The organism is Lactococcus protaetiae (assembly GCF_006965445.1).
Lineage (GTDB): Bacteria > Bacillota > Bacilli > Lactobacillales > Streptococcaceae > Lactococcus > Lactococcus protaetiae.
The window spans coordinates 1,082,498-1,108,463 of the sequence record NZ_CP041356.1 but is presented as its reverse complement, the minus strand read 5'-3'; the positions used below and the strand labels follow the sequence as shown (position 1 = coordinate 1,108,463).

Genomic DNA, 25,966 nt, shown 5'->3' with positions numbered 1-25,966 from the left:
TATTATTACGCTATGAAAACATCGGGAGCATTTACCATTTGTAAAAAAGATGATAAGATTTTATTAGTCAAACGTCGCGACTTTCCCCTTTGGGATTTACCTGGTGGACATATTGACTCAGGCGAAAGTCCTATGGAGGCTGCAGTTCGCGAGTATTTTGAAGAAACAGGTTTCCAGATAAAGATTGACCAATACTCAGGTCAGTACGATAACATCGAGCTCGATGACCGTCAGTATATCTTCACAGGAAGAATCATCGATGGAACTGCCCTAAAATCTGGCTCAGAAACTGCAAAAGTCAAATTTTTCTCCATCCATCATCTGCCTTTTCTCATGGTCCCTCATAGAAAAATGCAAATCAAAAAGAGCTGTCAGCATACTGACAGCCCCATTTCTCAAGAAATCCGTGATAATTGGCTGATAAGATATATCAAAAAACACTGACAGAGTTTCTGTCAGTGCTTTTCATTATTCTTAAGTCAAATGAACACCCTTATCAACATAAATGATGTCACCAATGATACCCGCAGCAAGAGGACTAACAAGGAAAGCAGCAGTTTGCCCTACTTCTTCGATTGTTACACCAATACCATCTGCTGTACGGCTATCAGATTCTTTAATCAAATCTTTATAACCTGAAACACCTGATACAGCAAGCGTTTTAATTGCACCAGCAGAAATACCATTTACATGAACACCAACGTGTGCCATTTCAGCAGCAAGATAACGAACTGTAGATTCGAGTGCCGCTTTAGCAATCCCCATGACATTGTAGTTTGGAATCGCACGAACTGAACCCATGTAAGTCAAAGTTACAATACCAGAACCCTTATTGAGCAAAGGTTTTGCGGCTTTGGAAACAGCAAGCAAGCTATAAGCCGAAATATCTTGTGCCAGCGCATAACCGTCACGTGAAATATCAGTGACATTCCCGCCAAGTTCTTCTTTTTTAGAGTAAGCAACAGCATGAACTAAACCATCAATTTTCCCTACACGACTTTCGATTGTTGAAAAAGCACGACGAATTGATTCATCAGAAGCAACATCACATTCAATAAGCAAATCTTCCGGTTCAGCCAATTTTGCCAATTGTTTTTCCATACGTTCATTTTGGAAAGTATAAATTAGTGTAGCACCTTGATCTTTCAACGCCTTTGCACATCCCCAAGCAATAGATTTATTGTTGGCGACACCCATAACGACAATCTTTTTACCTTCTAAAAACATAAATAAAATAAGTCCTTTTCTTTAATTTAATAATTGAATTCAAAGCACACTCTGATATTTTTATACTAGATTCGCTAAAAACACTCACAGATGGTTTAAAGTTAGTTGAGTATAAATACCAGCCTTTCACTTAAAAGCCCGTAAAAAAAGATAAAACCTAGAGCCTGCGATTATGCGAAACCATAGATTTTTCTATCTTTCATAGCCTGTAAGTGAGCACTTCTCATATCTTTAATAAAAAAGTTGACACTTTCACAAGAAATTGGTAAGATTAAATGTAAAAGGTTTTGTATATCAAAATACTTGATACATAAAATTTTAACTTAAAAATGCCGAACTGTCAAGTTAGAGTTTCTCAATTCTCTGCTTATATTAGTTCATAACACTTCACATTCATAGAAGCACTCGGTAAGTAAAAAAAACATGTTCAAATATAACAAAATCTATCTTACGTGATATAATTATAAGTATCCATAAATTCGTAAAAGGAAAAAGAATACAATGACAAAACAATATGCCATGACCGCAACTGAAGTGATGGAAGTTATTCCTAATCGCTACCCAATCATGTTTATTGACTATGTTGATGAACTCTCTGAAAATAAAATCATTGCCACAAAAAATGTGACAATCAATGAAGAAGTTTTCAATGGTCATTTTCCAGGCAATCCTACTTTTCCAGGTGTTTTGATTCTTGAATCACTTGCTCAAGCTGGTTCGATATTGATTCTCAAAAAAGAAGAATTTCAAGGTAAAATGGCTTATATCGGTGGAATCGACAAAGCTAAGTTCCGCCAAAAAGTTGTACCTGGCGATGTTATGAAACTCGAATTTGAAATTACTAAATTCCGAGGAAAAGTTGGGACGGCTGATGCTGCTGCTTATGTTGATGGTAAAAAAGTAACGACTTGCCAATTTACTTTCATCGTTGATGAAGCTGCTGAACAAACAAAATAATAAAAATGTTACTCGATTGAGTAACATTTTTATTTTACTGCATCTGATGAATAAATTGCTTTAATAATTGAATATGTTTCTCCAAGTTCTCAATAATAAAATATTCATTGGCAACGTGTCCCTGATCATGCTCTCCTGGTCCAAATACTACTGTACTGACCCCAATATTTTCAAAAAAGCCTTGGTCATTTGAACCGACAGCAGCAGTCGTTGTCGCATCAGATAATTCTTTCAATATTTCTACAAAAGGAGCCTGTCCATCTGTCAAAGTAGATAATACTGGAGTTACAACATTCTCATAAGTAAAGTTGTATTTTTTACCTAACTCCTCCATATAAGCTTCAAAAACCTCTTCTAGCTCTGGCGTTAGACGACAATCTACTACTACATCTGCATAATCTGCTGTTTTATTTGGTGAACTTGAATCTCCAGCCTGAATGGACGTCGCTACAAATGATGGAACTCCTAAAACCTGATTTTTATACTTCTTTAAATCTTCAGCAATAGTATCAATATTTGCCAAAAACTGACTTGCTGTCCCCAAAGCACTCAATCCAAAATGCTCTTGATGTGAAGCATGACCTGCTTTTCCTGTAAAATGCAGCTTCATAAAATGATTCCCACGCTGTCCAACATAAATTTTATTCAGGCTTGTTGGTTCCGAAATAATGCAAACTGCTGATTGATAATCTGTATTTTTTACGAACCAATTTGCAAAATCCTCTGAACCTTTACCATCTAGTTCTTCATTAGCTGTCCCTACAACCCAAATATCCTGTGTGAGCGCTTCTCCTACAAAATCAGCTGCAGCAATTAAATTACCAACATCTCCGCCTTTCATGTCGCTTACACCAAGACCGAAAATTTTTCCATCTTTGACTTGTGGCTCAGTTGGAGGAAAATTCCAGTCCTCCAAATTTCCAGCAACAACAGTATCAATATGACCAGCAAAAATGACCGCTTTCTTAGCTTTCACTTGCGCCTTAATTTGTCCTGCAACAAAACTTTTTTCACGTAATACAAAATCGAATTTTTTATCTATTAACCATTGCTCAATATATTCTAGAATCTCTTTCTCATTCCCTGATGCAGATGGAATAGATACTAATTTTTTTAATAATTCAACTGACGCTTCCATAACTCTCCTTATGCCTGTTCATTTGTCGTTTTAATAGAAACCCCAATCTATTTATTGGCTTCTGACAAGGCATAATTTTTCTGAATATCTTTATCAATTTGTCCGTTTTTAAGTTGTTCTTTAATGACACTGTTGACCACTTTTGTTAGTTCTGATGAACCTTTAGGCAGAGCAACAGCTGAACCATAGCTATCTTCGGGCATTTTAAGTGTCACTTTTGAGATAGCTAAGTCAGGATTAGCAGCTACATAACTCTTTGCAATCAATTCTTCAATTACGGCACCTTGTACTTGTCCGCCTTTGATTTCATTAATTTCATCACCAATCTGTGGTAATGCAATTTCAGCAGCGCCTTTAAGTTGATTTGTCACTATTCCTTCTTGAATAGAACCTTTTTGTGCTGCGATTTTTTTACCTTTAAAATCTGAAATAGAAGTATATTTATTCAAATCAGATTTTTTAACGACCAGATAGTTATCTGATGAATAATATACATTTGAAAAATTAACACTTTTTTCACGAGAAGGTGTTTTTGAAATGCCAGAAATAGCGATATCTGCTTTTCCAGTCGTTAAGCTCGCCAATACATTATTAAAGTCCATACTTTCAATTTGCACCTTAACTCCCAGCTTCTTACCGATCGCGTTGGCTAAATCAACATCTGAACCAACAATTGCATTTTTTCCATTTTTAATCATTTGAAATTCAAAGGGTGGATAGTCTGGTGATAGTGCAACTTTTAGTACACCGGCTTTCTTAACTTTATCCAATTGATTACTTGAAGATGCATTTGCGTTTCCACAAGCCGCCAAAGTCGCTACCGCTGCCAATCCAATTATTCCCAATGCAATTTTCTTAATGTTCATGTTTAATCTCCTATTTTATAAATATAATAGGTATAATTATACACTTATAATTTACTGTGTCAAGTATTTTTATTGAAAAAATATAAAAAAATTCACTATAAAGTGAATTTTTATCAAAACAAGTATTGCTTTGAATTTCGTCCGACTGCCCTAGGGCATTAGTGCTTTGCGACTCGACTTGTGGCTTTAGCCACTTAGCGAGAGTGGACAGCGCAGCGAAGCGGAGATAGCACTTAGGCTTCTGGGACAAGACCACTTTGCCTTGCGACTTTAGAATGGATAACGAAGCTTCGCTACGGTGTGACCTCATATCGAAGATGTTAAGCAGACTGTTGCAGCTTTAGCTGCGTACAGGTCGCTTAGTTGTTACACCTAGAGGTTGTACCCTAAATTCAGTGGTGAGTTGCCCTTTTATCAGTCGCTTTGCCTTTTGCTCTTGCTGCTTTAGCAGCTAGCTTCGCATGACCCTAGGACATTTGTCCGTTTGCTTAGGGCTAAAGCCCCAAGAGCAAAAGGCATTGGCTGTAAGGCACTAAAGTGCCGATGAACATTTGTCCTCTATCTCTAAGTCACTAAAGTGACAAGAATAGAGCCAACGCCAAATGGCAATCAAACGGACAGCGTAGCGCAGCGAAGACAGCGACTAGAGAAAATGGACAAATGTTTTACGAAACTCCCACTGAATAAGTCTTGACTTCATTTATATTCATTGTCAAATACTCTGGGGCTAATCCATTGCACGAAGTTCCAATACCATATCTCTCAATTGAGCTGCTCCTTCGAAATCGAGTGCTGATGCTGCTTCTTGCATTTCCTTTTCAAGTTTTGAAACTAAAGCTTTACGTTCTTTCTTCGTCATTGCACTTGCATCAACTTCTTCTATTTCTCCTGATTCAGATTTCTTTGTAATTGCAATCAAATCACGGATTTCTTTGACAATCGTTTTTGGTACAATACCATGTTTTTCATTGTAAGCCATCTGGATTTCACGTCGTCGTGAAGTTTCATCTATCGCATGGCGCATACTGCGTGTAATCTTATATTTTTCACCTTGATATTCTGTGAAATATCCTGTATCAAGAATTTCTTTGTCTGCTGGCTCATTTTCATCCAGTGGTTTTGCCATATCTGAGTAGAGGATGACATGACCTTCACTATTACGAGCAGCACGACCAATTGTTTGAATCAAGCCACGTTCGTTACGTAAAAATCCTTCTTTATCTGCATCAAGGATAGCAACTAAGCTCACTTCGGGAACATCAATTCCTTCACGCAACAGGTTAATACCGACAAGTACATCAAAGACACCAAGCCTGAGATCACGTATAATTTCTGTTCGCTCTAAAGTCTTAATATCACTGTGCATATACTTGACCTTAATTCCCATTTCTTTAAAATAAGCAGTTAAATCTTCTGACATTTTTTTGGTAAGTGTTGTAACAAAAACACGCTCATTTTTTTCAGCTCGCTTGTTAATTTCTCCAACCAAATCGTCAATTTGTCCCATCATCGGCCGAACCTCAACAACTGGGTCAAGAAGTCCTGTTGGTCTGATGATTTGTTCAACAATTGTGTCAGTTTGCTCCATCTCATAATCCCCTGGAGTTGCTGAAACATAGACAATCTGATGCACATGACTTTCAAATTCTTCACGTTTCAATGGGCGATTATCAAGTGCTGATGGAAGACGGAAACCATAGTTGACCAACATATCTTTTCGGGCACGGTCACCATTATACATCCCTTTCACTTGTCCCATCGTCATATGTGACTCATCAATCATAATCAAAAAATCATCTGGGAAAAAGTCAAGCAGAGTATAAGGAGGCTCTCCTTCTTCACGTCCATCCATATGTCGTGAGTAGTTTTCGACACCGTTACAATAGCCCATTTCTCGAAGCATTTCGATGTCATAATTAGTGCGTTGCTCTAGACGCTGAGCTTCCAAGAGTTTTCCTTCTTCTCGAAAAACTTTGAGTTGTTTTTGGAGTTCTAGCTCTATTTTCTCGATAGATTCTTCCATGCGCTCGTCATTTGTCATAAAGTGAGTCGCTGGGAAAATCGCAAGATGGTCAACTTCACCTAAGACTTGTCCTGTAAGAGCCTCTATTTCACGGATTCGGTCAATTTCATCACCAAAAAACTCAACACGAAAAGCGTGTTCATCTCTGGAAGCTGGAAAGATTTCAACAACATCTCCTCGAACTCGAAAGCGTCCACGTTGAAAGTCAATATCATTACGTTCAAATTGGATACCAACAAGTTCATTGAGCAAATAATCTCGTGAGATTTCTTGACCTGGGCGCAAGCTTACAACACTATCTTGATATTCTTTGGGTGAGCCTAATCCATAGATACAACTGACTGATGCGACAACAATCACATCATTACGCTCAAGAAGTGAACTTGTTGCGCTATGACGAAGTTTGTCGATTTCATCATTCACTGAACTATCTTTTTCGATATAAGTATCAGAGCTTGGAACATAAGCTTCTGGTTGATAATAATCGTAGTAGCTTACGAAATATTCAACTGCATTATTCGGGAAAAATTCTTTGAACTCACTGTAAAGTTGACCTGCTAAAGTCTTGTTGTGTGCCATGACAAGTGTTGGTTTGCCAGTGCGAGCAATGACTTGACTCATGGTGTAAGTTTTTCCCGTTCCTGTTGCACCGCGTAGAATTTGTGCTTTTTCACCATTTTCAATATTTTCTACAAGTTCTTCTATTGCCTCACCTTGGTCACCTGCTGGACTGTATTTACTAACAAGGTCAAATTTATTGGTTGTAATACGTTCTATTGGCATATTTTTTTCCTTTTGTTTTTATACTGGTTCATCTCTAAATCTAAATTAGCGGACTTAGTAGTTAAAATGCAAATGTACTGCCTTGCGATGGCATTGCTTTTCTTATCTGCTCCCTTGACGCATTGCGTCAAGCGCAAGAAATGGTTTACGTAAGATGCAAAAGTTGCGATTGCAACTAGCGACTTTATAGGATAGCCATTGGCGCTAAAGCAGCAACGAATATGCTAGTTGTTTCATAGCGAACTATTTCGCCTTGCTGCTTTACAGATTGCGATTTGAACTTCCGACTTTAGTCGGTTGCCACTGCGACTAGGTGCTTTGCCTTTTGCTCTTGCAAGCTTTGCTTGCTAAGCAAACGGACAGCGGAGAGACCGTTCGCAGAACGGCGTGCAAAGCACGTAGCACCATAGCGAGCATGGACAGTGGAGATAGTGAAATCGACAGCGTAGAAAAGCAGAGATAGAGCGAATGCCTCTATCGTTGTCAGCTCTGCTGACTTACGAATAGAGGACAAATGTTCTACGGATACCCGTGGTGCATCGACAATGGAGCGGAGTAATTTCTAAACGTTCTTTTTAGAAATTAAACAGTATTAATAATTGTATCCATCAACAAGTTGGTTATTGACATAGAGTTGTTTATTAATAACTTGGTCATAACTTTTGTCGTAATAAATGATGATACTGACAGACTCATCCGTGCTGTTCCATGTTGCTTTACCTTCAATCGCGGTCCCTGTCGGATAATACTGGGTATACTCAATCAGGCTAGTTGGTTGCCCGATTTCTTTTACAAGATTGGAATAGACCGTTCCACCAACATAATCTCCATTTTTATCATTTTTGTGACTAACAAAACCAGCGAGTTTGACTGCGTTGTATTTATTCATCGTCCAGCCTACAACTCTCTCAATATTTTTCCGAGCAATTTCCTTCTTTTCGGCGGATTCGGCTATATTGCTACTTAAATTTTGCTCGTATACTTTGTCGGAAACGCTTGATGAATTTTGTATATTGGTTAATTTTGTTGCGCGAGCGGATAGGCTGGGTTTTACAATGATGGCAAGTACAATAATAAAACAAAGCGAAAGTATCGCAAGGGACAACCAGATAAGCTTTCGGCTTCTTGCTCGTAAAGGTTTGCTTTCGTATTCAGTATGGCAATAGGCGCAATAAGTTCTGCCATTTTGAGTGAGCCATTGATTTGCTCCACAGTTTCTACAGCTTGGTTTAGTTCCCATAGACTTGTCCTGTTAAAATTTTTGTTGTGATTTGCCCGGTTGCTTTATCATAAATCAGCATAATACTTACTGTGCCATCCTTGAGAGTTGCTCCGCTATCCCAAGTCGCCGTAACTTGGATATCTGTCCCTTGGGTTCTTGATTCTTCTAACTTGGTGGGTTTACTCCCTATTATTTTTTCTACATTTGTATATAAATCACCATTTGTATAAGTTGGATAAGCGCTCGCTTGGTTAATATGTTGTTCAGCAAGATGAATATTTTGATATTTTACGAGCGTCCAGCCTTTGAGACTATTAATGTGTTCATGCGCAAATTGTGGACTATTCACAGAGCCGTTGACCACACCATAGTTAATTTTTGTTCGCATAGAGGAGGAAATCGTCTGTTTTGTCACTTTAGCAAAGTTTGGGCGTGCTATGAGATAGCTCAAAATAAGAATCGCAACAAAAGTAAGTGCAAGGATACTCAGCCAAATATTTTTGCGACTGCGTGGCTTGACATCTTCTTTATATTCTGTTCCACAATAAGTACAAATCATCTTCCCCTTCTCGTGATTAAAAGACGAGGCTCCACAATTTTTACAATTTCTCGCCCACATTAGTTTTCTCCTTTAATGATAAAAGGTTCAAAATAATCCAGCGCTTTCTTGTAAACTTTGTCTTTAAAATCAAAATCTATTTGACGAATTTCATCAAGTGACAAAAATTTATAGGTTAAAAATTCTATTTCTTCTGGGTGACTATTAAAGTCTATCTTTGCTGTATCACGCAACTTAATCAAAAAGTAGTATTGCTCTTGTCCTGCATAAGTCCATGTCGGAAATTCCATATCTGCTGGAAAGTCATATTTCAAGGTGCCAGGATATTGGGCAATGAGTTCAAATTCGTTAGTTGCAAGTTCCTCCATCATCTCACGATAGAGCGCTGCCTCAGGTAGCTCTCCTTTATCAATACCACCTTGCGGAAAACCCCATGCCATCTTGTCAGCACGCTCTCCAAGCCAAATTTTGTGTTCGCGATTGATAATGATTGCTGCAACATTTTTACGATATTCTTTCATTTTCAGATTTCCTTTTCAAAGTAAGCTAAAGCCTTGAGATAGTTGCTTCTTTCCATGTTTAAATCATAATTTTTGATTTCGTCAGTACTGACAAAGCTGTAAGATAGCCACTCTGGTTCGTCAGTAACCAAATTAATTTTTGATAAGTCTGTCAGTCGAACGAGATAAAACTGCTGCGCTTGACCGAGGTAATTTTGCCGTTTGTTTTTTGGGAAATCATAATACAGTGTTTCTGTCAGTACTGACAGAATTGTAAAATCATCTGTACCTATTTCCTCACGAAATTCGCGTCGCAAAGCTGCCTCATTTGTTGCATCAGTCGCTTCAATCCCTCCTTGCACAAATCCATAGGTTTCGGGCGCATAAGAACGCTCGCCTAGCCAAATTTTATGCTCGCTATTGACAATGACTGCTGCGACACTTTTTCTGTAAGTTTTCATTTTATCACCTAATACTCTTTGATTTCCAAATGTCCCATTTAGAAATCACTTCGTTGCGCTACGTTGTCGATGCTCGCTACGGTGCTACGTGCTTTGCACGCCGTTCTGAGAACGGTCTCCGCAACTTCGTTGCTCCGCTGTCCGTTTGCTTAGCAAGCAAAGCTTGCAAGAGCAAAAGGCAAAGCGCCTAGTCGCAATCGCAACTTTTGCGTTCCACGCAATCCGATTCTTGCGCTCAGAGCATTTGTCCCTTTGCTTAGACACTAAAGCGCAAGGCAGTATATCTGCTCAATATTTTCATAAAAATACTGACAGAATTCCATAGTACAATTTTACCATTTTCGTCAGTAAAAATATGATATAATTAGCTTATATTTAAAAAATACTTGTTGGGTCCAAATGCTGATAAAGTACACCCAATGTTTAGACAAGGACTAAAAAATGACTGGTGAAGAAATAAATAATAAATTAAGTCAACTGACTCCTGATGAAATTCAACAAAATTTGATTACGGCAAGTCATATGATTGATATGGATGATATTGTTCGTGAAGGTTTTTTTACTTTGCGTGAAGTTGCCTCTGATGCCACATTCCCATTATCAGATGAAGATATCATCTTAGGCGAAAAAATGTTGCAGTTCTTGCACCATTCGCAAGACCCCGTGATGAGTGAAAAATTAGGACTTCGTGGTGGCGTTGGACTAGCTGCAAATCAGCTTGGACTGCTCAAAAAGGTAATTGCTGTTTTAATTCCCAATGAATCCGAGTTTGATGAAGAAGGCAATGAAATTGCACCCAAAGAAGCCTATAAAATGCGCGAAATTATGTATAATGCTAAGGTTATTAGCCATTCTGTTCAAGATGCTGCGGTTGAAGGTGGGGAGGGATGCCTTTCTGTTGACCACGAGGTGCCAGGCTATGTCGTCCGTCACGCACGTGTTACCGTAGAATACGTCAATAAAGATGGAGAAAAGAAAAAGATTCGCCTTAAAGATTTTCCAGCAATATGTGTCCAACATGAAATTGATCACACTAACGGTATCATGTTCTACGACCATATCAACATGAACGACCCTTGGGAAATCAAAGATGGAATGCTTGTTGTCAAGTAATCTTTCAACGTTTGCTGGCATATCCTATCACCAATATCATTGAAGTGATTACTTCATTGGTGGGGGATTCTTTCTCTCCCACTGATATTAGGGCACAATCTCACATCGCGGAGGAAGTTGCATAGACCATTCGTAGAACGGCGTGCGAAGTACGTAGCTAGGCACGTTCGTGCTGTAGCGAGGATGGACAGCCGGAGCCCAAAGGACGGAGATAGCACGCACTTGCTAAGTTAAAATTCACTGACAGAGGTTTTGTCAGTAAATTTTAATCGTCAATACGTTAAAAACGTTCTGTCAGTATGCTGACAGAGCGTTTTATTTATTGACCTTTATAGTAAAGATTAATCTCGCTTCAATTATATCCCTCTTAACGTGGAATAAAGCTAATTCTAACTTTTATTTTCCAAGTTTTGCGAGATACTCAAGAGTGCGGATAAGTTGAGCAGTAAAGCTCATTTCATTGTCATACCAAGCCGCCGTTTTTACCAACTGACCACCATCTTTAAGATCCGTAACTTCTGTCAACGTTGCATCAAATAATGAACCATAAGTCATCCCAATGATGTCACTTGAAACAATCGGATCTACATTATATCCAAAGCTTTCATTAACCGCAGCTTTCATCGCAGCATTGATTTCATCAACAGTGACGTGTTTTTCTAGCACTGTAACAAGCTCTGTGATTGAGCCAGTAGGTGTTGATACACGTTGCGCGTGACCTTTCATCAATCCTTCAAGTTCTGGTAATACCAGTCCAATTGCTTTTGCCGCACCACTTGAAGCAGGAACAATGTTTTCAGCAGCAGCACGCGCGCGGCGGAAATCTCCACCACGGTGTGGGCCATCAAGCGTCATTTGGTCACCTGTGTAACTGTGGACAGTCGTCATTGTACCACCTTTGACTCCAAAATTCTTATTCAAGACATCCGCCATTGGTGCTAAACTATTTGTTGTGCAAGAGCCGGCGGAAATTACTGTTTCACTTCCGTCAAGAATAGTATGATTCGTATTAAAGACAATGGTCTTCACATCATTTCCTCCAGGAGCTGTAATCACTACTTTTTTTGCTCCTCCTGGGTGTAAATGTTTTTCAGCCTTTTCTTTTGTAGCAAAGAATCCTGTCGCCTCAAGTACGATTTCAACACCTGAATCTGCCCATTTAATGTCTTCTGGATTGCGTTCTGCCGTAACTTTGATAAATTTACCATTTACCTCAAATCCATCATCTTTAACTTCAACTTTCCCATCAAATCTTCCCTGAGTGGTGTCATATTTGAGCAAATGAGCAAGCATTGCTGGATCAGTAAGGTCATTGATATGAGTTACTTCAACACCCTCAACATTTTGAATACGACGTAATGCAAGCCGTCCGATACGCCCAAAACCATTAATACCAACTTTAACTACCATGATGTAGTCCTCCGTTTTTTAAATTTTTGATACCAAATTTACTTATAGCCATATAAAATCATCAACTATATCCTATCACTTCAAAGTCTTGTTTCAATTTCAATTATTATTTTACCTTAAAGTAATGCTCATATTATTTATTGATAAATAGTATAAGATGAGTTCTTTCACTTTTTTTGTTATAATTAAATGAAGTTAATCATAGCTATTAGAGATATTTCTTATCTCTAATATAGATGATACTACTTTTTACATTTCCTGTCAACTTTCTACTACTACTTATTGTGCTTAAACCATTATATCAAAGATGTGAATGAGGAAATGAGCGCTTTTTCCAAGCATCTCAAGCCACGCACTTTGTGCGCTATTCTGCGAATGGTCTACGTTCGTTTCACACCACAGGTATCCATTCGCTCTAAAGCTGCTAAAGTAACAAGGCGAAGTGGTTCACCACGCTGTCCGTTTACTCAGGGAGCAAAGCCTGCAAGATCAAAAGTCAATATCTTTACAGTTCAACTACTAAATCCGATTTTAGTAGCTTTAGAGGTGAATGAGTACAAATTGAAGTGATTGCTTCATTGGTGTGGAATTGGCACGTACTTGCTAAGTTAAAATTTTTAAGGAGTTTATTATGAAATTATCATCTGGTTGGGAACAATCCGTTTATGTTCTGCTCATTTTAGCACGACTTCCTGAAAATCGTACAATGAGTTCTCTCGCTCTTGCTAATCGTTTAAAAGTTTCTCCCTCTTATCTAAAAAAGATTATCAAGTCACTTGTTGACGAAGGACTTTTGCGCTCAACACCAGGTAAAAACGGTGGTTTTTCACTAAATAAATCATTGAACGACATTAGTTTCTATGATGTTTTTCTTGCAATTGAAGGGCGAGGAAGAATTTTTCAAAGTCAAGGTTTGCTACAAAATTTCATTGGTGCTGAGTCTGGAAAAGCCCAACGTTGTGCTATCACGACTGCATTAGACGAAATCGAAAATACTCTTGTTTCAACTTTATCAAATGTTTCTCTCGCTCAAGTCGCAGAAGAAACACAATACAATTACAATCTTGGATATCTGGATGAGTGGATTGATGAAATAGATTAAAACAACATAAAAAGTTACTGACAGAAATTCTGTCAGTAACTTTTTATCATTCTACCACTTTTCAAATTTAATAATATTTCCATTTTCCACATCAATGTAGTACTCAATAGACTGCCCATTACTGCGGAATTCTAACTCCCATACTCTTCGACCATATTCCATACCAATTCCCGAATCAGCATGAAATTGGGCATTAATCCCCCGTGCCTTCAAATCAGCTTCGGCAATTTCACGAGCACGCGCTAAAGTGATTTCACCTGTCAAATTTTGGTCAGCTGTTGTTTGACCGTTGTCAATATTGGTATTATTGTCAGCAGCATTAGCATTTCCGTCAGTATCGGGGCTATTTCCATCAGCATTGTCAGCGAGTGGAATATTCACAGCCCCAGTATCAATCTGAGCTGTGCTACGTAATCCAAAAACACTTAGAAAATCCCACTGATAAGCTGACATATATCCTGCTCCCCAACCAATCATAAGTGAGGCTCCGATAACTATTATCCATTTTATTACTTTCATTTCATTTCCTTTCATTCTCATTTATAATTTTAACACATGAGAATTAAATGAGAAAATGATTTGAAAATCTCATCATTATACAAAAAGCTAACTGATCATCTATCAGTTAGCTTTTATCGAAGTAAGTGCGTACTACCCCCTACCTCTTAGGTAGAGAGTGAGGCGGCACTAACTTTGAATTTCGTCCGACTGCCCTAGGGTATTAGCGCTTTTAGCGCCTAGGCTTCTTGGATAAAGTGACCTCATATCGAAGATGTTAAGCAGACTGTTGTGTACAGGTCGCTTAGTTGTTACACCTAAAGGTTGTACCTTAAATTCAGTGGTGAGTTTGAAGTGATTACTTCATCAGTGGGAGATTCTTTCTCTCCCACTGATGTTTAGTAGAACGAAAGCAAAGCTTAGTGTTGCTTATCCCTCCACCTAAAAGAGGTGGGGGATTTAACAGACACTTGCTTGGTTAAACTCCCACTGAATAAGTCTTGACTTCATATTTCTGTCAGTACTGACAGACTCAGAAAAATCTTGTCAGTTTTCCCATCATCTGATATTTGAAACCATCAGCACTTGACATTAATTTTCACCCTACTCTGCCGGAACTTCTTCATCCGCTGTTTCAGCAGGTTCCTGCGCTTGATTTGAAATGACAATCTCATCGTCAATCAAATCAGCAACCAAGTTTTTATATTCTGGGTGTTCAATGTAAAAATCAGCAATCGCATCTTCTATGTGGTCTTGAATCGTTCTACGAAGTGGACGCGCACCCATCGCTGGGTCATATCCGAGGTCAACTAATTTTTCCTTAGCAGCCTGCGTCACTTCAAGATGAATTTCATTGCGACCAATTTGTTCGTTAACTTCTGCAAGCATCAAGTCCACAATCTTCAATAGATTTTCCTTAGACAAGGCAGAAAATTCGATGATACCATCAAAACGATTCATAAACTCAGGACTGAAGAAATCACCAAGCTGCCCAAGCACAGAATTCGTCCGACCTTCACGTGCTGCACCAAAACCAACATTGGCTTCAGCCTTACCTGTACCAGCGTTTGAGGTCATGATGATAATAGCATCTTTAAAGCTAACTGTACGTCCTTGAGCATCCGTTAAACGTCCATCATCAAGGATTTGCAAGAACATATGCATCACATCTGGATGAGCTTTCTCAATCTCATCAAGCAAAATCAGCGTGTAAGGATTACGTCTTACTTGTTCAGTCAATTGACCCGCTTCCTCATAGCCAACATATCCTGGAGGCGCTCCAATCAGTTTCGCCACACTATGTTTTTCCATATATTCCGACATATCAAAACGAACCATGCTATCTGCTGAACCAAAAAGTTCTTGTGCCAATTGTTTAGCAAGCTCTGTTTTACCAACACCAGTAGGTCCAACAAAGAGGAAAGAACCAATTGGGCGATTAGGCTTACCCAAACCGACACGACTCCGACGGATAGCTTTAGAAATCTTATCTACTGCTTCATCTTGCCCAATGACGTGTGCTTTCAAGTCTTCTGCCAAATGAATCAGCTGAGTTTGTTCCTTTTCTTTCAAATCCCGACAGGAATGTGTGTTTTTTGTTCAACAATTTGTTCAATATCTTTTTCTGTAATCACAGGAATTTCATCGTCTGAAACTTCATGATTTTGCAGTTCACGCAATTTCGCAATTTGATCACGGAAATGAGCCGCCTTTTCAAAATCTTCAGTACGCATCGCTTCATTTTTTTGTTGTTCCGCTTGATTAATCCGATTTTTGATATCTTCAGGGTCAACAAATTTCAAAGTCAAATTTTTCTTTGAACCTGATTCATCCAAAAGGTCAATCGCCTTATCAGGCAAGAAACGGTCTTGGATATAGCGATTAGACAAATGTGCCGCTGCTTCAATCGCTTCATCTGTGTATTTTACATGATGATAATCTTCATAGCGCGGTTGAATTCCTCGCAAAATCGTGATTGTTTCATCAACTGAAGGCTCATCAACCTTCACAGGCTGCATTCTACGCTCAAGCGCTGCATCTTTTTCAATAATCCGATATTCGTTAAGCGTCGTAGCTCCAACTAATTGTAATTCACCTCGAGCAAGTGCAGGTTTTAGGATATTTCCAGCATCCATATTGCCATCACCAGCAGAGCCAGCACCAACAATTTCATGGATTTCGTCAATGAACATAATGACATCATTGCGCTTTCTGATTTCATCCATCAGTTTTTGCATTCGTTCTTCAAATTGTCCACGAATACCTGTGCCTTGCACTAGACTAACCACATCAAGTCGGATGACTTCTTTATTTTGCAGCTTTTGTGGAACATCTCCGTCTACAATCTTTTGCGCCAAACCTTCAACAACTGCTGTTTTACCAACACCAGGTTCTCCAATTAGTACAGGATTATTTTTCGTCCGACGATTGAGAATTTCAATAACACGTTTAATCTCTTCATCGCGACCGATGACAGGGTCAATTTCGCCACGGCGTGCGCTGTCTGTCACATTAATTCCAAATTCTTCAAGCATTCCCTTAGGCTGTTTAGCTCTAGGATTTTGCGGACCACGCGGACCACGCCCTCCTGCTTGAGTAGGAGGAACTGGATTTTGAGGTGTTCCTGGCCCATTTGGTAAATCATTACCATGTAATGCACTAAAAATATCATTAAATGGGTTGAATGGTTCGTCCATATCTCCCCTAGTGCCATTATTATTTGTACCGAATAGCGCCTCTTGTCCACCAGATTTCATGATTTGATAACAATTTTGGCAAAGGTCTGTTTGTTTTTTCTGACCATTAACATTTGTATAGAGGTGAATGGTCGCCTCGTTGATATTACAATTTTGACAAAGCATAGCTTTCCTCCTATAATCCAAGGAGCCAATAGAAAATGCAAAAAATAGAAAATTACAATTCTATTTTTACCAACTTCTAACACTCCAATTCGTTTTTTTAAATAAGTGATCATCCATTTGATGAGAATAACCTTAGAAAATATAGTGTTTTCAAATACCACTTTCTACAATGAGTCTAAGAAAAAATGTTTATCTTTTACAGACCAACTCCATTAGTCTAACTTAAAATCAGAATCGACTTCAATATAGATATGTCTATATTTAAAATCTTTAGTAGTGATAACAAGCACATGGGCGTTATTTTTTACATCCCAAAACTCATTTTCTCCATTTTCACGGAACCAACCACCATAGTACCAAGCATTTGTTCCCATCACTTTGGTATAAAACCTGGGCTTTTTCAAATCAGAGACCAACTCAATTTTTTCAACTTGCCAAGGTTCAATAAGTAGATGCCGTCGCATTGAAAGCACTTTTCTTGCCCCTTCAAGTTCAATATCAATTGCTCCATTTGAGTCAATATAGACAGAACTCGTCATTGCTCCTCCTTCTTAAACCTGTCAGTACTGACAGCGATTACCCTTATTTTACATCAAATTTTAAAAATCAAAGTATCTTATCCGATTAACTTACTAAAAAGTTTGACCATTTTTGACCTTTGATAAATTTATTATAATCATTTTCTTTTAAATTAGCAAATCATTTGATTAATCTGAGAAAATATTTTTTCTGTCAGTACTGACAAAAAATTACTGATACTGCTTGATTCCCAACACTTTCTTTAGACGTTAACTTGTTCATAAACACAGCAAATTTGAAGTGCTACTTCATTGGCGGGGAATTTATTTCTCCTCCACCGATGTTAGTTAGGATACAATCTCTAGGTGTAACAACTAAGCGAATTGTACGCAACAGTCTGCTTAACATCAAAAATATGAGTTCAAATCCGCAAGCGACTAGATGAAACAACTAGCATATCCGTTGCTGCTTTAGCGCAAACGGCTATCCTATAAAGTCGCAAGACGAAGTGGTCTTGTCCCTGCCAAAGCGCTAAGACCCTAGGGCAGTAGAACGCAAGCTGAACTTAGTACTAAATTAAAGATACACTGATATGATAACAAAAAACTTACTGACAGAATTCTGTCAGTAAGTTTTTAACTCATTAAGCTCAATGTAGTATAAATACGTTTATCTCTGCACTAATTGCTTAATTTACATAAAATCACGTAATGGTTTAGAACGACGAGGATGACGCAATTTTTTGATTGCTTTTGCTTCAATCTGGCGAATACGTTCCCGTGTGACTTTAAATTGCTTCCCAACATCTTCCAAGGTGTGCATACGACCATCATCGAGCCCAAAACGCATCCTCAGAACATTTTCCTCACGGTCAGTCAAGGTGTCCATGACCTCATCAAGCTGCTCACGCAACAAAACGCGATTCGTATAATCTACTGGAGATTCAATCACATCATCTTCAATAAAATCACCAAGATGAGAATCATCCTCTTCACCAATAGGTGTTTCAAGCGATACAGGTTCTTGTGCAATTTTTAAAACTTCACGCACTTTATCTGGTGCCATATGCAACTCTTTTCCAATTTCCTCAGGCGATGGATCACGTCCAAGATCTTGCAAAAGATTACGTTGCACACGAATTAATTTATTGATTGTTTCAACCATATGCACTGGAATGCGAATTGTACGCGCTTGGTCTGCAATCGCACGCGTAATCGCCTGACGAATCCACCATGTTGCATAAGTTGAGAACTTGAAACCTTTCGTGTGGTCAAACTTATCCACAGCCTTCATCAAGCCCATATTTCCCTCTTGAATGAGGTCTAAAAATTGCATCCCACGTCCAGAATAACGCTTTGCAATTGAAACAACCAAGCGTAAATTTGCTTCAGCCAGCATCTGTTTAGCAAATTCAGCTTCTTCACCACCTGCAATGATTGCCTCGGCCAATTTCGTTTCTTCCTCAAGAGAAATCAATGGATAACGACCTATTTCTTTCAAATACATACGGACTGGGTCATCAATACGGACATTAGTGACAATCTCATCCATCGCATTATCAGATAAATCTTCTTGCTCCGCTTCTTCCGTGACAAGTGCCAGGGGACTTGGATTTCCTTCCTTATCGACGATAGAAATTCCTGCATCTTGAATTTGTTTAAACAAATCTTCAAGTGCATCATCCACGATACCAAATTTCACAGACAATTCATCCATGATTTCAATATCTAATGCTTCACCAAGCGGTTTACGCTTCGCAATGTAATCTTTCACGGCCTTTTCATAAGCCTTCATATCAAAAACTTCGCCATTTTCTTTGACTTCGACTTTAGCCAAAGTGTCTGAATCCGCCATTTTTTCTACAACCACTGGCTTAACATCCAAAGCCTCAAGAAGTCGGCGTTCTTCACCAGGACCAATAGAGCTTGAGTGTGATTTTACAAGTAAGCCAATTTCTTGTGCTTTTTCAACTAGCACACGGTTTTGAACACCAGTTTCTTTTGAAATTTGACTAATTCTTTTCTTATTTCCTGCCAATTCAACCCTCCTCAATGGTTAAAACTTCTGTCAGTACTGACAGCACTAAAAAATTATAATAATTTTTTCTTCTGATTAATAATTTGAAGTGTTAATTCCAACTCACGTTCTTTATTTCCAGCCTTTTTAGCTACTTCCAATTGAGCGATTAATTCTTCAAATTTTAGCTGCTCCATTTCTCTTGAAAAAATAGCAACCAAATCATTTATCTCTAAACTTGATGCCGATTCTGGCAAGTCCAATCCTATAATCTGATAAAGTAAACTTCTCTCATCTCCCTCAAGCTCACTTGCAAGATGAGAATAATCAATCTCCTCAAATGCCATTCCTTCAAGCATAACTCTGTCAAATAAATCTTGATAACGCTTATGAACGAACCTAAAATTTTCATCCTGAGCAAATTTTTTCAAAACAGCCGAATGATTAATCATACGATTCAATAACTGCTCCTCCGCTCGCTCAATTCTGGATAATTTTGGAACATTTGTAACAGCAACATTTGAAAAATTTCTTTCATCGCTATTACCAAATCCTGCAAAATACCCTTCGTCGAAACTTTCTGGAGCAGGCGGCACAAATTCTGGAAAATCAGTTTCGTCGGTTCTGACGAAACTGTTGTCAGTACTGACCATATTTTCCCGTCTCAAATTTACCGCGCGTTCCACTTGATTATACTCGAAATCAGGTAAAATCTCAACTAATTTCCTTACATAAGCATCTTGCGCCGTAATTGACGGAATTCGTGCAATCATAGGGGCAATTTTCTCAATGAAATCAAGTTGCACCTGTAAATTCGCTAAATTCTCTGGTCTTAAAAATTCAATTAAAAACTCTATTGGTTGAATTCTACCAGAAATCATCAATCTTGATAATCCCCCAGCACCATAAGATTTATAGTATTCATCTGGGTCAAGCCCCTCTGGTACCTTGACAATTTGAACACTTGCCTCTCCGATTAAATTCATAGCTTTATATATCGCATTTTGACCAGCGGAATCTCCATCATAAACTAATACGAATTTTTTTGCAATTTGTTTCAATCGTCGCACGTGTTTTTCAGTTAAGGCAGTTCCCATAGAAGCGACCACATTCGTTACTCCAGCTTTATATGCTGCAATAACATCCATAAAGCCTTCCATCAAATAAACTTCATGATTTCTGCTAATAGTAGGTTTAGCCTTATCAAAATTCCATAATTCATACGACTTATCAAAAATTGGTGTTACAGAGGTGTTCACATACTTTGCTTTTGCCATATCATTCTCTTGCCATTTTCTTCCAGAAAAACCAATAGTATGACCATATTCATTAGTAATTGGAAACATAATACGGTTTGAAAAAGCATCAAAAACCTTATTATTAGAAAAATGAAATAGTCCAGAATTCGCCAAAATCTCCTCATCAAATTTATTGGATAAATTCTTATAAATAAAGTCTTCCTCATCCGGAGCTAACCCAATATTGAATCTCTTGATAATATCTAAAGAAATTCCTCTATCTAAAAGATACTTCCGAGCCGCCTTTCCCAATTCAGTTGACATCAACAATATATTGTAAAGTCGAGCTGCCTGATTATGAATTTCATACAAAGGGCCGTTAGGATCTTTCTTCTCCTCCTTATCATCAGAAATATTAAGCTGGACTCCCGCAAAATCAGCTAACTCTTTGATCGCATCAACAAATCCAATCTGCTTGTATTCTTTCAAAAATTCAATTGCATCACCTGACTTACCACAACCAAAACAATGATAAAATCCTTTTTCTGCATTTACATTAAAAGAAGGGGTTTTTTCCCCATGAAAAGGGCACAGTCCAATAAAATTTTTACCATTCCGAGAAAGAGCCACGTATTGTGAAATCAAATCCGCGATATTCACCTGCGCCTTCAACATATTAACTTCATCAGTTTCTAGAAAAGCCATTTCATTTACACCCCCTTCCCATCACACAATACACAGGAGTAACCAACCGTATAGTTTACAGTCTATAAAATCCAAAAGACGTCTATTAGACAATAGACGTCAAACAAAGGGGAGTAAGGGATTCGAACCCTCGCGCCGGTTTCCCGACCTAACGATTTAGCAAACCGTCCTCTTCAGCCTCTTGAGTAACTCCCCACAGGCTTATTCACAATGTAAAGATCCTAAGACCATATGGGAATTCCAGGATTCGAACCTGGGACCCCTGCGTTATCAACACAGTGCTCTAACCAACTGAGCTAAACTCCCAAAGTATTCATTTAAGCGGATGACGAGAATCGAACTCGCGTAGCCAGCTTGGAAGGCTGGGGTTCTACCATTAAACTACATCCGCTAATTAAAGAAATGGCGCGAGACGGAATTGAACCGCCGACACATGGAGCTTCAATCCATTGCTCTACCAACTGAGCTACCGAGCCAAAAATTAATGGATCTTGCTGGACTCGAACCAGCGACCGATCGGTTATGAGCCGATAGCTCTAACCAACTGAGCTAAAGATCCAGCTGATAAAATATAGCGGCGAAGGGGATCGAACCCCCGACCTCTCGGGTATGAACCGAACGCTCTAGCCAGCTGAGCTACACCGCCATATTGACCTAAGTCAAATGATGCAAAGCATCAATCGGGAAGACAGGATTCGAACCTGCGACACCTTGGTCCCAAACCAAGTACTCTACCAAGCTGAGCTACTTCCCGTTATATGCAAGCGGTAGGATTCGAACCTACAACCGCCTGATTCGTAGTCAGGTACTCTATCCAGTTGAGCCACGCCTGCAAATAACACTATTATATAGATACTAGTAACACCTAGTAAAGCGAACGACGAGATTCGAACTCGCGACCCCAACCATGGCAAGGTTGTGTTCTACCCCTGAACTACGTTCGCAACGCTTGTGTCTTCCGACAATGCCGACTACATGATTCGAACACGCGACCCTCTGATTACAAATCAGATGCTCTACCAACTGAGCTAAGTCGGCTAATACCTAAAGATGCGGATGAAGGGACTTGAACCCCCACGCTGTTAAGCGCTAGATCCTAAATCTAGTGCGTCTGCCAATTCCGCCACATCCGCGAGGAATTATGACCCGTGCTGGGCTCGAACCAGCGACCCTTTGATTAAAAGTCAAATGCTCTACCAACTGAGCTAACGAGTCATTAGTCTATTGACTAACGGTTCCGACGGGAATCGAACCCGCGATCTTCGCCGTGACAGGGCGACGTGATAACCGCTACACTACGGAACCTATTCAAATAAAGGCTGAATCAACCTATGGGAGTTAACGGGATCGAACCGCTGACCCTCTGCTTGTAAGGCAGATGCTCTCCCAGCTGAGCTAAACTCCCCAAACTTGGCCACTCGCCTATCTCCCAGGGGGCACCCCCAAGTACTTCCGCCGTAGATGGACTTAACTGCTGTGTTCGACATGGGAACAGGTGTATCTCCATCGCAATGATGACCAAATCTTTAAATGTTCCTTTGAACATTCAAAACTAAATAACAATCCTTCTAACTTCTAAACCTTAAGCATTTTATAGTTGACTCTTTTGGTAAAGTCCTCGAGCGATTAGTACTGGTCCGCTCCACCCCTCACAGGGCTTCCACTTCCAGCCTATCAACCAGATCATCTCTCTGGGCTCTTAATTCTTACGAATGGGAAATCTCATCTTGAGGTGGGCTTCGCACTTAGATGCTTTCAGCGCTTATCCCTTCCCTACATAGCTATCCAGCCGTGCTCCTGGCGGAACAACTGGTACACCAGCGGTAGGTCCATCCCGGTCCTCTCGTACTAAGGACAGATCCTCTCAAATTTCCTACGCCCGCGACGGATAGGGACCGAACTGTCTCACGACGTTCTGAACCCAGCTCGCGTGCCGCTTTAATGGGCGAACAGCCCAACCCTTGGGACCGACTACAGCCCCAGGATGCGACGAGCCGACATCGAGGTGCCAAACCTCCCCGTCGATGTGAACTCTTGGGGAGATAAGCCTGTTATCCCCAGGGTAGCTTTTATCCGTTGAGCGATGGCCCTTCCATGCGGTACCACCGGATCACTAAGCCCTAGTTTCCTACCTGCTCGAGTTGTAGCTCTCGCAGTCAAGCTCCCTTATACCTTTACACTCTACGATTGATTTCCAACCAATCTGAGGGAACCTTTGGGCGCCTCCGTTACTCTTTAGGAGGCGACCGCCCCAGTCAAACTGTCCGTCAGACACTGTCTCCCTGGCCGATATTGCCAGCGGGTTAGAGTAACCATAAGTCAAGGGTAGTATCCCAACAACGCCTCAATAGAAACTAGCGTCCCTATCTCAATGGCTCCTACCTATCCTGTACATGACTTACAGGTACTCAATATCAAACTACAGTAAAGCTCCATGGGGTCTTTCCGTCCTGTCGCGGGTAACCTGCATCTTCACAGGTACTAAAATTTCACCGAGTCTCTCGTTGAGACAGTGCCCAAATCATTACGCCTTTCGTGCGGGTCGGAACTTACCCGACAAGGAATTTCGCTACCTTAGGACCGTTATAGTTACGGCCGCCGTTTACTGGGCTTCAATTCAGGGCTTCGCTTACGCTAACTCCTCCTCTTAACCTTCCAGCACCGGGCAGGCGTCACCCCCTATACATCACCTTGCGGTTTAGCAGAGAGCTGTGTTTTTGATAAACAGTTGCTTGGGCCTATTCACTGCGGCTGGCTTTTACACCAGCACCCCTTCTCCCGAAGTTACGGGGCTATTTTGCCGAGTTCCTTAACGAGAGTTCTCTCGATCACCTGAGGCTACTCGCCTCGACTACCTGTGTCGGTTTGCGGTACGGGTAGATATGACTTTACGCTAGAAGCTTTTCTTGGCAGTGTGACATCAGAGAGTTCGCAACCGTAGTTGCTTCCCCATTACAGCTCAATGTTAAAGAGAAATGCATTTGACACATCTCACACCTCACTGCTTAGACCAGAATCCATTAACTGGCATCTCTTAGCCTACTGCGTCCCTCCATCACGATCATATCTAGTACTGGAATATCAACCAGTTGTCCATCGACTACGCCTTTCGGCCTCGCCTTAGGTCCCGACTAACCCAGGGCGGACGAGCCTTCCCCTGGAAACCTTAGTCTTACGGTGGATAAGATTCTCACTTATCTTGCGCTACTCATACCGGCATTCTCACTTCTTAACGCTCCAGCACTCCTCACGGTATACCTTCTTCGCGGTTAAGAACGCTCTCCTACCATTGATAATATATCAATCCAAAGCTTCGGTAATATGTTTAGCCCCGGTACATTTTCGGCGCAGGGTCACTCGACTAGTGAGCTATTACGCACTCTTTGAATGATAGCTGCTTCTGAGCTAACATCCTAGTTGTCTGTGCAACCCCACATCCTTTTCCACTTAACATATATTTTGGGACCTTAGCTGTTGGTCTGGGCTGTTTCCCTTTCGACTACGGATCTTAGCACTCGCAGTCTGACTGCCGAACATGTGTATTAGCATTCGGAGTTTATCTGAGATTGGTAATCCGAGATGGACCCCTCACCCAAACAGTGCTCTACCTCCAATACACTTACATTTCGACGCTAGCCCTAAAGCTATTTCGGAGAGAACCAGCTATCTCCCAGTTCGTTTGGAATTTCTCCGCTATCCACAAGTCATCCAAACACTTTTCAACGTGTCCTGGTTCGGGCCTCCAGTGCGTCTTACCACACCTTCACCCTGCTCATGGATAGGTCACTAGGTTTCGGGTCTACATCATGATACTAAAGCGCCCTATTCAGACTCGCTTTCGCTACGGCTCCGTCTCTTCAACTTAACCTCGCATCATAACGTAACTCGCCGGTTCATTCTACAAAAGGCACGCTCTCACCCATTAACGGGCTCGAACTTCTTGTAGGCACACGGTTTCAGGTGCTATTTCACTCCCCTCTCGGGGTTCTTTTCACCTTTCCCTCACGGTACTGGTTCACTATCGGTCACTAAGGAGTATTTAGGGTTGGGAGATGGTCCTCCCGGATTCAAACTGGATTTCGCGTGTCCAGCCCTACTCAGGATACTGCTAGGTATAAGGTCTATTTCGAATACGAGGCTTTTACTCTCTTTGGCTCATCTTCCCAGATGATTCTTCTATAGACCTTAAGTCCACGTTGCAGTCCTACAACCCCAAGAAGCAAGCTTCTTGGTTTGCCCTTCTTCCTGTTCGCTCGCCGCTACTTAGGAAATCGTTTTTACTTTCTCTTCCTGCAGGTACTTAGATGTTTCAGTTCTCTGCGTTACCTTTACATGAGCTATGTATTCACTCATGAATAACTGCTAGAAGCAGCTGGGTTTCCCCATTCGGAAATCAACGGATCAAAGCGTACTTACAGCTCCCCGTCGCATATCGTCGTTAGTCACGTCCTTCTTCGGCTCTTAGTGCCAAGGCATCCACCGTGCGCCCTTATTAACTTTGCCATGATGATTCAATCATCTTTTTTCAAGTATAAGTTTGTAAATTCTTTAAAATTCACAGCTTTTCGGTTTATTTATCGTTATTAGATATTGTTATTTAGTTTTCAAGGTTCAAGATGATTTTAACGTCTTTTCTGACAAGATACCTTCGGCTGAAACTAATCTCAACACTTACTTTCGTATCTTCATGGAGCCTAGCGGGATCGAACCGCTGACCTCCTGCGTGCAAAGCAGGCGCTCTCCCAGCTGAGCTAAGGCCCCACAATCA

19 protein-coding genes, 15 tRNA genes and 2 rRNA genes are annotated in these 25,966 nt (G+C 40.2%); 4 read left to right on the top strand and 32 right to left on the bottom strand.

What is annotated here, in order from left to right; translation table 11 throughout:
* Positions 1-12 precede the first annotated feature (12 nt).
* Positions 13-444 carry an NUDIX hydrolase gene (locus FLP15_RS05480; protein WP_142766290.1) on the top strand — a complete coding sequence of 144 codons (432 nt, stop codon included), beginning with the start codon at positions 13-15 and terminating at the stop codon, positions 442-444.
* Positions 445-474: 30 nt separating this feature from the next.
* Here the strand turns inward: FLP15_RS05480 and fabI are convergent, their stop codons facing one another.
* Positions 475-1,227, bottom strand: a complete 753-nt coding sequence (gene fabI, locus FLP15_RS05475; RefSeq protein ID WP_142766289.1) for an enoyl-ACP reductase FabI — start codon at positions 1,225-1,227, stop codon at positions 475-477.
* 501 nt (positions 1,228-1,728) lie between these two features.
* On the opposite strand from fabI, the gene fabZ reads away from it, so the two are divergent.
* Positions 1,729-2,184, top strand: coding sequence for a 3-hydroxyacyl-ACP dehydratase FabZ (fabZ, locus tag FLP15_RS05470; protein WP_120771047.1), 456 nt, complete (start codon positions 1,729-1,731; stop codon positions 2,182-2,184).
* A gap of 34 nt (positions 2,185-2,218) precedes the next feature.
* Here fabZ and FLP15_RS05465 read toward each other — a convergent pair whose 3' ends face one another.
* The 7 genes from FLP15_RS05465 to FLP15_RS05435 form a co-directional block, all read right to left on the bottom strand.
* The gene (locus tag FLP15_RS05465) at positions 2,219-3,322 is read right to left on the bottom strand and encodes a M20 family metallopeptidase (RefSeq protein ID WP_142766288.1); all 1,104 of its coding nucleotides are present in this window, start codon (positions 3,320-3,322) and stop codon (positions 2,219-2,221) included.
* 47 nt (positions 3,323-3,369) lie between these two features.
* On the bottom strand, positions 3,370-4,188 hold the full coding sequence (locus FLP15_RS05460; protein WP_190288353.1) for an ABC transporter substrate-binding protein: 819 nt from the start codon (positions 4,186-4,188) through the stop codon (positions 3,370-3,372).
* Between the two features lie 727 nt (positions 4,189-4,915).
* Positions 4,916-6,994 carry an excinuclease ABC subunit UvrB gene (gene uvrB, locus FLP15_RS05455; RefSeq protein ID WP_142766287.1) on the bottom strand — a complete coding sequence of 693 codons (2,079 nt, stop codon included), beginning with the start codon at positions 6,992-6,994 and terminating at the stop codon, positions 4,916-4,918.
* 592 nt (positions 6,995-7,586) lie between these two features.
* Positions 7,587-8,099, bottom strand: a complete 513-nt coding sequence (locus FLP15_RS05450) for a hypothetical protein (protein ID WP_142766286.1) — start codon at positions 8,097-8,099, stop codon at positions 7,587-7,589.
* A 124-nt stretch (positions 8,100-8,223) separates the two neighbouring features.
* A complete protein-coding gene (locus tag FLP15_RS05445; RefSeq protein WP_142766285.1) occupies positions 8,224-8,835 on the bottom strand; it encodes a hypothetical protein in 612 nt (203 codons plus the stop codon).
* Complete coding sequence (locus FLP15_RS05440) at positions 8,835-9,296, bottom strand: RNA pyrophosphohydrolase (protein WP_142766284.1); 462 nt, start codon at positions 9,294-9,296, stop codon at positions 8,835-8,837. Before FLP15_RS05440 ends, FLP15_RS05445 begins: the two co-directional genes overlap by 1 nt.
* Before the next feature lie 2 nt (positions 9,297-9,298).
* A complete protein-coding gene (locus FLP15_RS05435) occupies positions 9,299-9,736 on the bottom strand; it encodes an RNA pyrophosphohydrolase (RefSeq protein ID WP_142766283.1) in 438 nt (145 codons plus the stop codon).
* A 522-nt stretch (positions 9,737-10,258) separates the two neighbouring features.
* Between FLP15_RS05435 and def the strand changes: the two genes are divergently transcribed.
* Positions 10,259-10,849 (top strand): peptide deformylase, encoded by a 591-nt coding sequence (gene def, locus FLP15_RS05430; RefSeq protein WP_425351491.1) that lies wholly within the window; start codon positions 10,259-10,261, stop codon positions 10,847-10,849.
* A gap of 396 nt (positions 10,850-11,245) precedes the next feature.
* On the opposite strand, the gene gap is transcribed toward def, so the two are convergent.
* On the bottom strand, positions 11,246-12,259 hold the full coding sequence (gene gap, locus FLP15_RS05425; protein WP_142766282.1) for a type I glyceraldehyde-3-phosphate dehydrogenase: 1,014 nt from the start codon (positions 12,257-12,259) through the stop codon (positions 11,246-11,248).
* Between the two features lie 631 nt (positions 12,260-12,890).
* Here gap and FLP15_RS05420 point away from each other — a divergent pair.
* Positions 12,891-13,361 carry an Rrf2 family transcriptional regulator gene (locus FLP15_RS05420; RefSeq protein ID WP_142766281.1) on the top strand — a complete coding sequence of 157 codons (471 nt, stop codon included), beginning with the start codon at positions 12,891-12,893 and terminating at the stop codon, positions 13,359-13,361.
* 51 nt (positions 13,362-13,412) lie between these two features.
* Here FLP15_RS05420 and FLP15_RS05415 read toward each other — a convergent pair whose 3' ends face one another.
* The 23 genes from FLP15_RS05415 to FLP15_RS05310 all read right to left on the bottom strand — a co-directional run bounded on the left by FLP15_RS05415 (position 13,413) and on the right by FLP15_RS05310 (position 25,959).
* Positions 13,413-13,880, bottom strand: a complete 468-nt coding sequence (locus tag FLP15_RS05415) for a PepSY domain-containing protein (RefSeq protein WP_190288352.1) — start codon at positions 13,878-13,880, stop codon at positions 13,413-13,415.
* Positions 13,881-14,462: 582 nt separating this feature from the next.
* Entirely contained in the window at positions 14,463-15,431 is a 969-nt protein-coding gene (locus FLP15_RS13825) for an AAA family ATPase (protein ID WP_425351489.1), read from the bottom strand.
* On the bottom strand, positions 15,428-16,720 hold the full coding sequence (locus FLP15_RS13820; RefSeq protein WP_425351488.1) for an AAA family ATPase: 1,293 nt from the start codon (positions 16,718-16,720) through the stop codon (positions 15,428-15,430). Before FLP15_RS13820 ends, FLP15_RS13825 begins: the two co-directional genes overlap by 4 nt.
* Before the next feature lie 212 nt (positions 16,721-16,932).
* A complete protein-coding gene (locus tag FLP15_RS05405; RefSeq protein WP_142766279.1) occupies positions 16,933-17,259 on the bottom strand; it encodes a hypothetical protein in 327 nt (108 codons plus the stop codon).
* Between the two features lie 673 nt (positions 17,260-17,932).
* Positions 17,933-19,276, bottom strand: coding sequence for an RNA polymerase sigma factor RpoD (gene rpoD, locus FLP15_RS05400; RefSeq protein WP_142766278.1), 1,344 nt, complete (start codon positions 19,274-19,276; stop codon positions 17,933-17,935).
* Between the two features lie 53 nt (positions 19,277-19,329).
* The gene (dnaG, locus tag FLP15_RS05395) at positions 19,330-21,198 is read right to left on the bottom strand and encodes a DNA primase (RefSeq protein ID WP_142766277.1); all 1,869 of its coding nucleotides are present in this window, start codon (positions 21,196-21,198) and stop codon (positions 19,330-19,332) included.
* 107 nt (positions 21,199-21,305) lie between these two features.
* Positions 21,306-21,393, bottom strand: a tRNA-Ser gene (locus tag FLP15_RS05390).
* Between the two features lie 37 nt (positions 21,394-21,430).
* Positions 21,431-21,504, bottom strand: a tRNA-Ile gene (locus FLP15_RS05385).
* Positions 21,505-21,518: 14 nt separating this feature from the next.
* Positions 21,519-21,589: transfer RNA gene (locus FLP15_RS05380), tRNA-Gly, on the bottom strand.
* 12 nt (positions 21,590-21,601) lie between these two features.
* Positions 21,602-21,674 (bottom strand) — tRNA-Phe (locus FLP15_RS05375).
* Positions 21,675-21,683: 9 nt separating this feature from the next.
* Positions 21,684-21,757 (bottom strand) — tRNA-Ile (locus FLP15_RS05370).
* A gap of 13 nt (positions 21,758-21,770) precedes the next feature.
* Positions 21,771-21,844, bottom strand: a tRNA-Met gene (locus tag FLP15_RS05365).
* 34 nt (positions 21,845-21,878) lie between these two features.
* A tRNA-Pro gene (locus tag FLP15_RS05360) sits at positions 21,879-21,952 on the bottom strand.
* A 5-nt stretch (positions 21,953-21,957) separates the two neighbouring features.
* Positions 21,958-22,031, bottom strand: a tRNA-Arg gene (locus tag FLP15_RS05355).
* A 39-nt stretch (positions 22,032-22,070) separates the two neighbouring features.
* Positions 22,071-22,142 (bottom strand) — tRNA-Gly (locus FLP15_RS05350).
* 21 nt (positions 22,143-22,163) lie between these two features.
* Positions 22,164-22,236: transfer RNA gene (locus tag FLP15_RS05345), tRNA-Thr, on the bottom strand.
* Positions 22,237-22,249: 13 nt separating this feature from the next.
* Positions 22,250-22,331: transfer RNA gene (locus FLP15_RS05340), tRNA-Leu, on the bottom strand.
* A 9-nt stretch (positions 22,332-22,340) separates the two neighbouring features.
* Positions 22,341-22,413 (bottom strand) — tRNA-Lys (locus FLP15_RS05335).
* Between the two features lie 17 nt (positions 22,414-22,430).
* A tRNA-Asp gene (locus FLP15_RS05330) sits at positions 22,431-22,503 on the bottom strand.
* A gap of 27 nt (positions 22,504-22,530) precedes the next feature.
* A tRNA-Val gene (locus FLP15_RS05325) sits at positions 22,531-22,603 on the bottom strand.
* Positions 22,604-22,606: 3 nt separating this feature from the next.
* Positions 22,607-22,721 (bottom strand): 5S ribosomal RNA (gene rrf, locus FLP15_RS05320).
* A gap of 83 nt (positions 22,722-22,804) precedes the next feature.
* A 23S ribosomal RNA gene (locus FLP15_RS05315) occupies positions 22,805-25,701 on the bottom strand.
* Positions 25,702-25,886: 185 nt separating this feature from the next.
* A tRNA-Ala gene (locus FLP15_RS05310) sits at positions 25,887-25,959 on the bottom strand.
* Between the last annotated feature and the right edge of the window lie 7 nt (positions 25,960-25,966).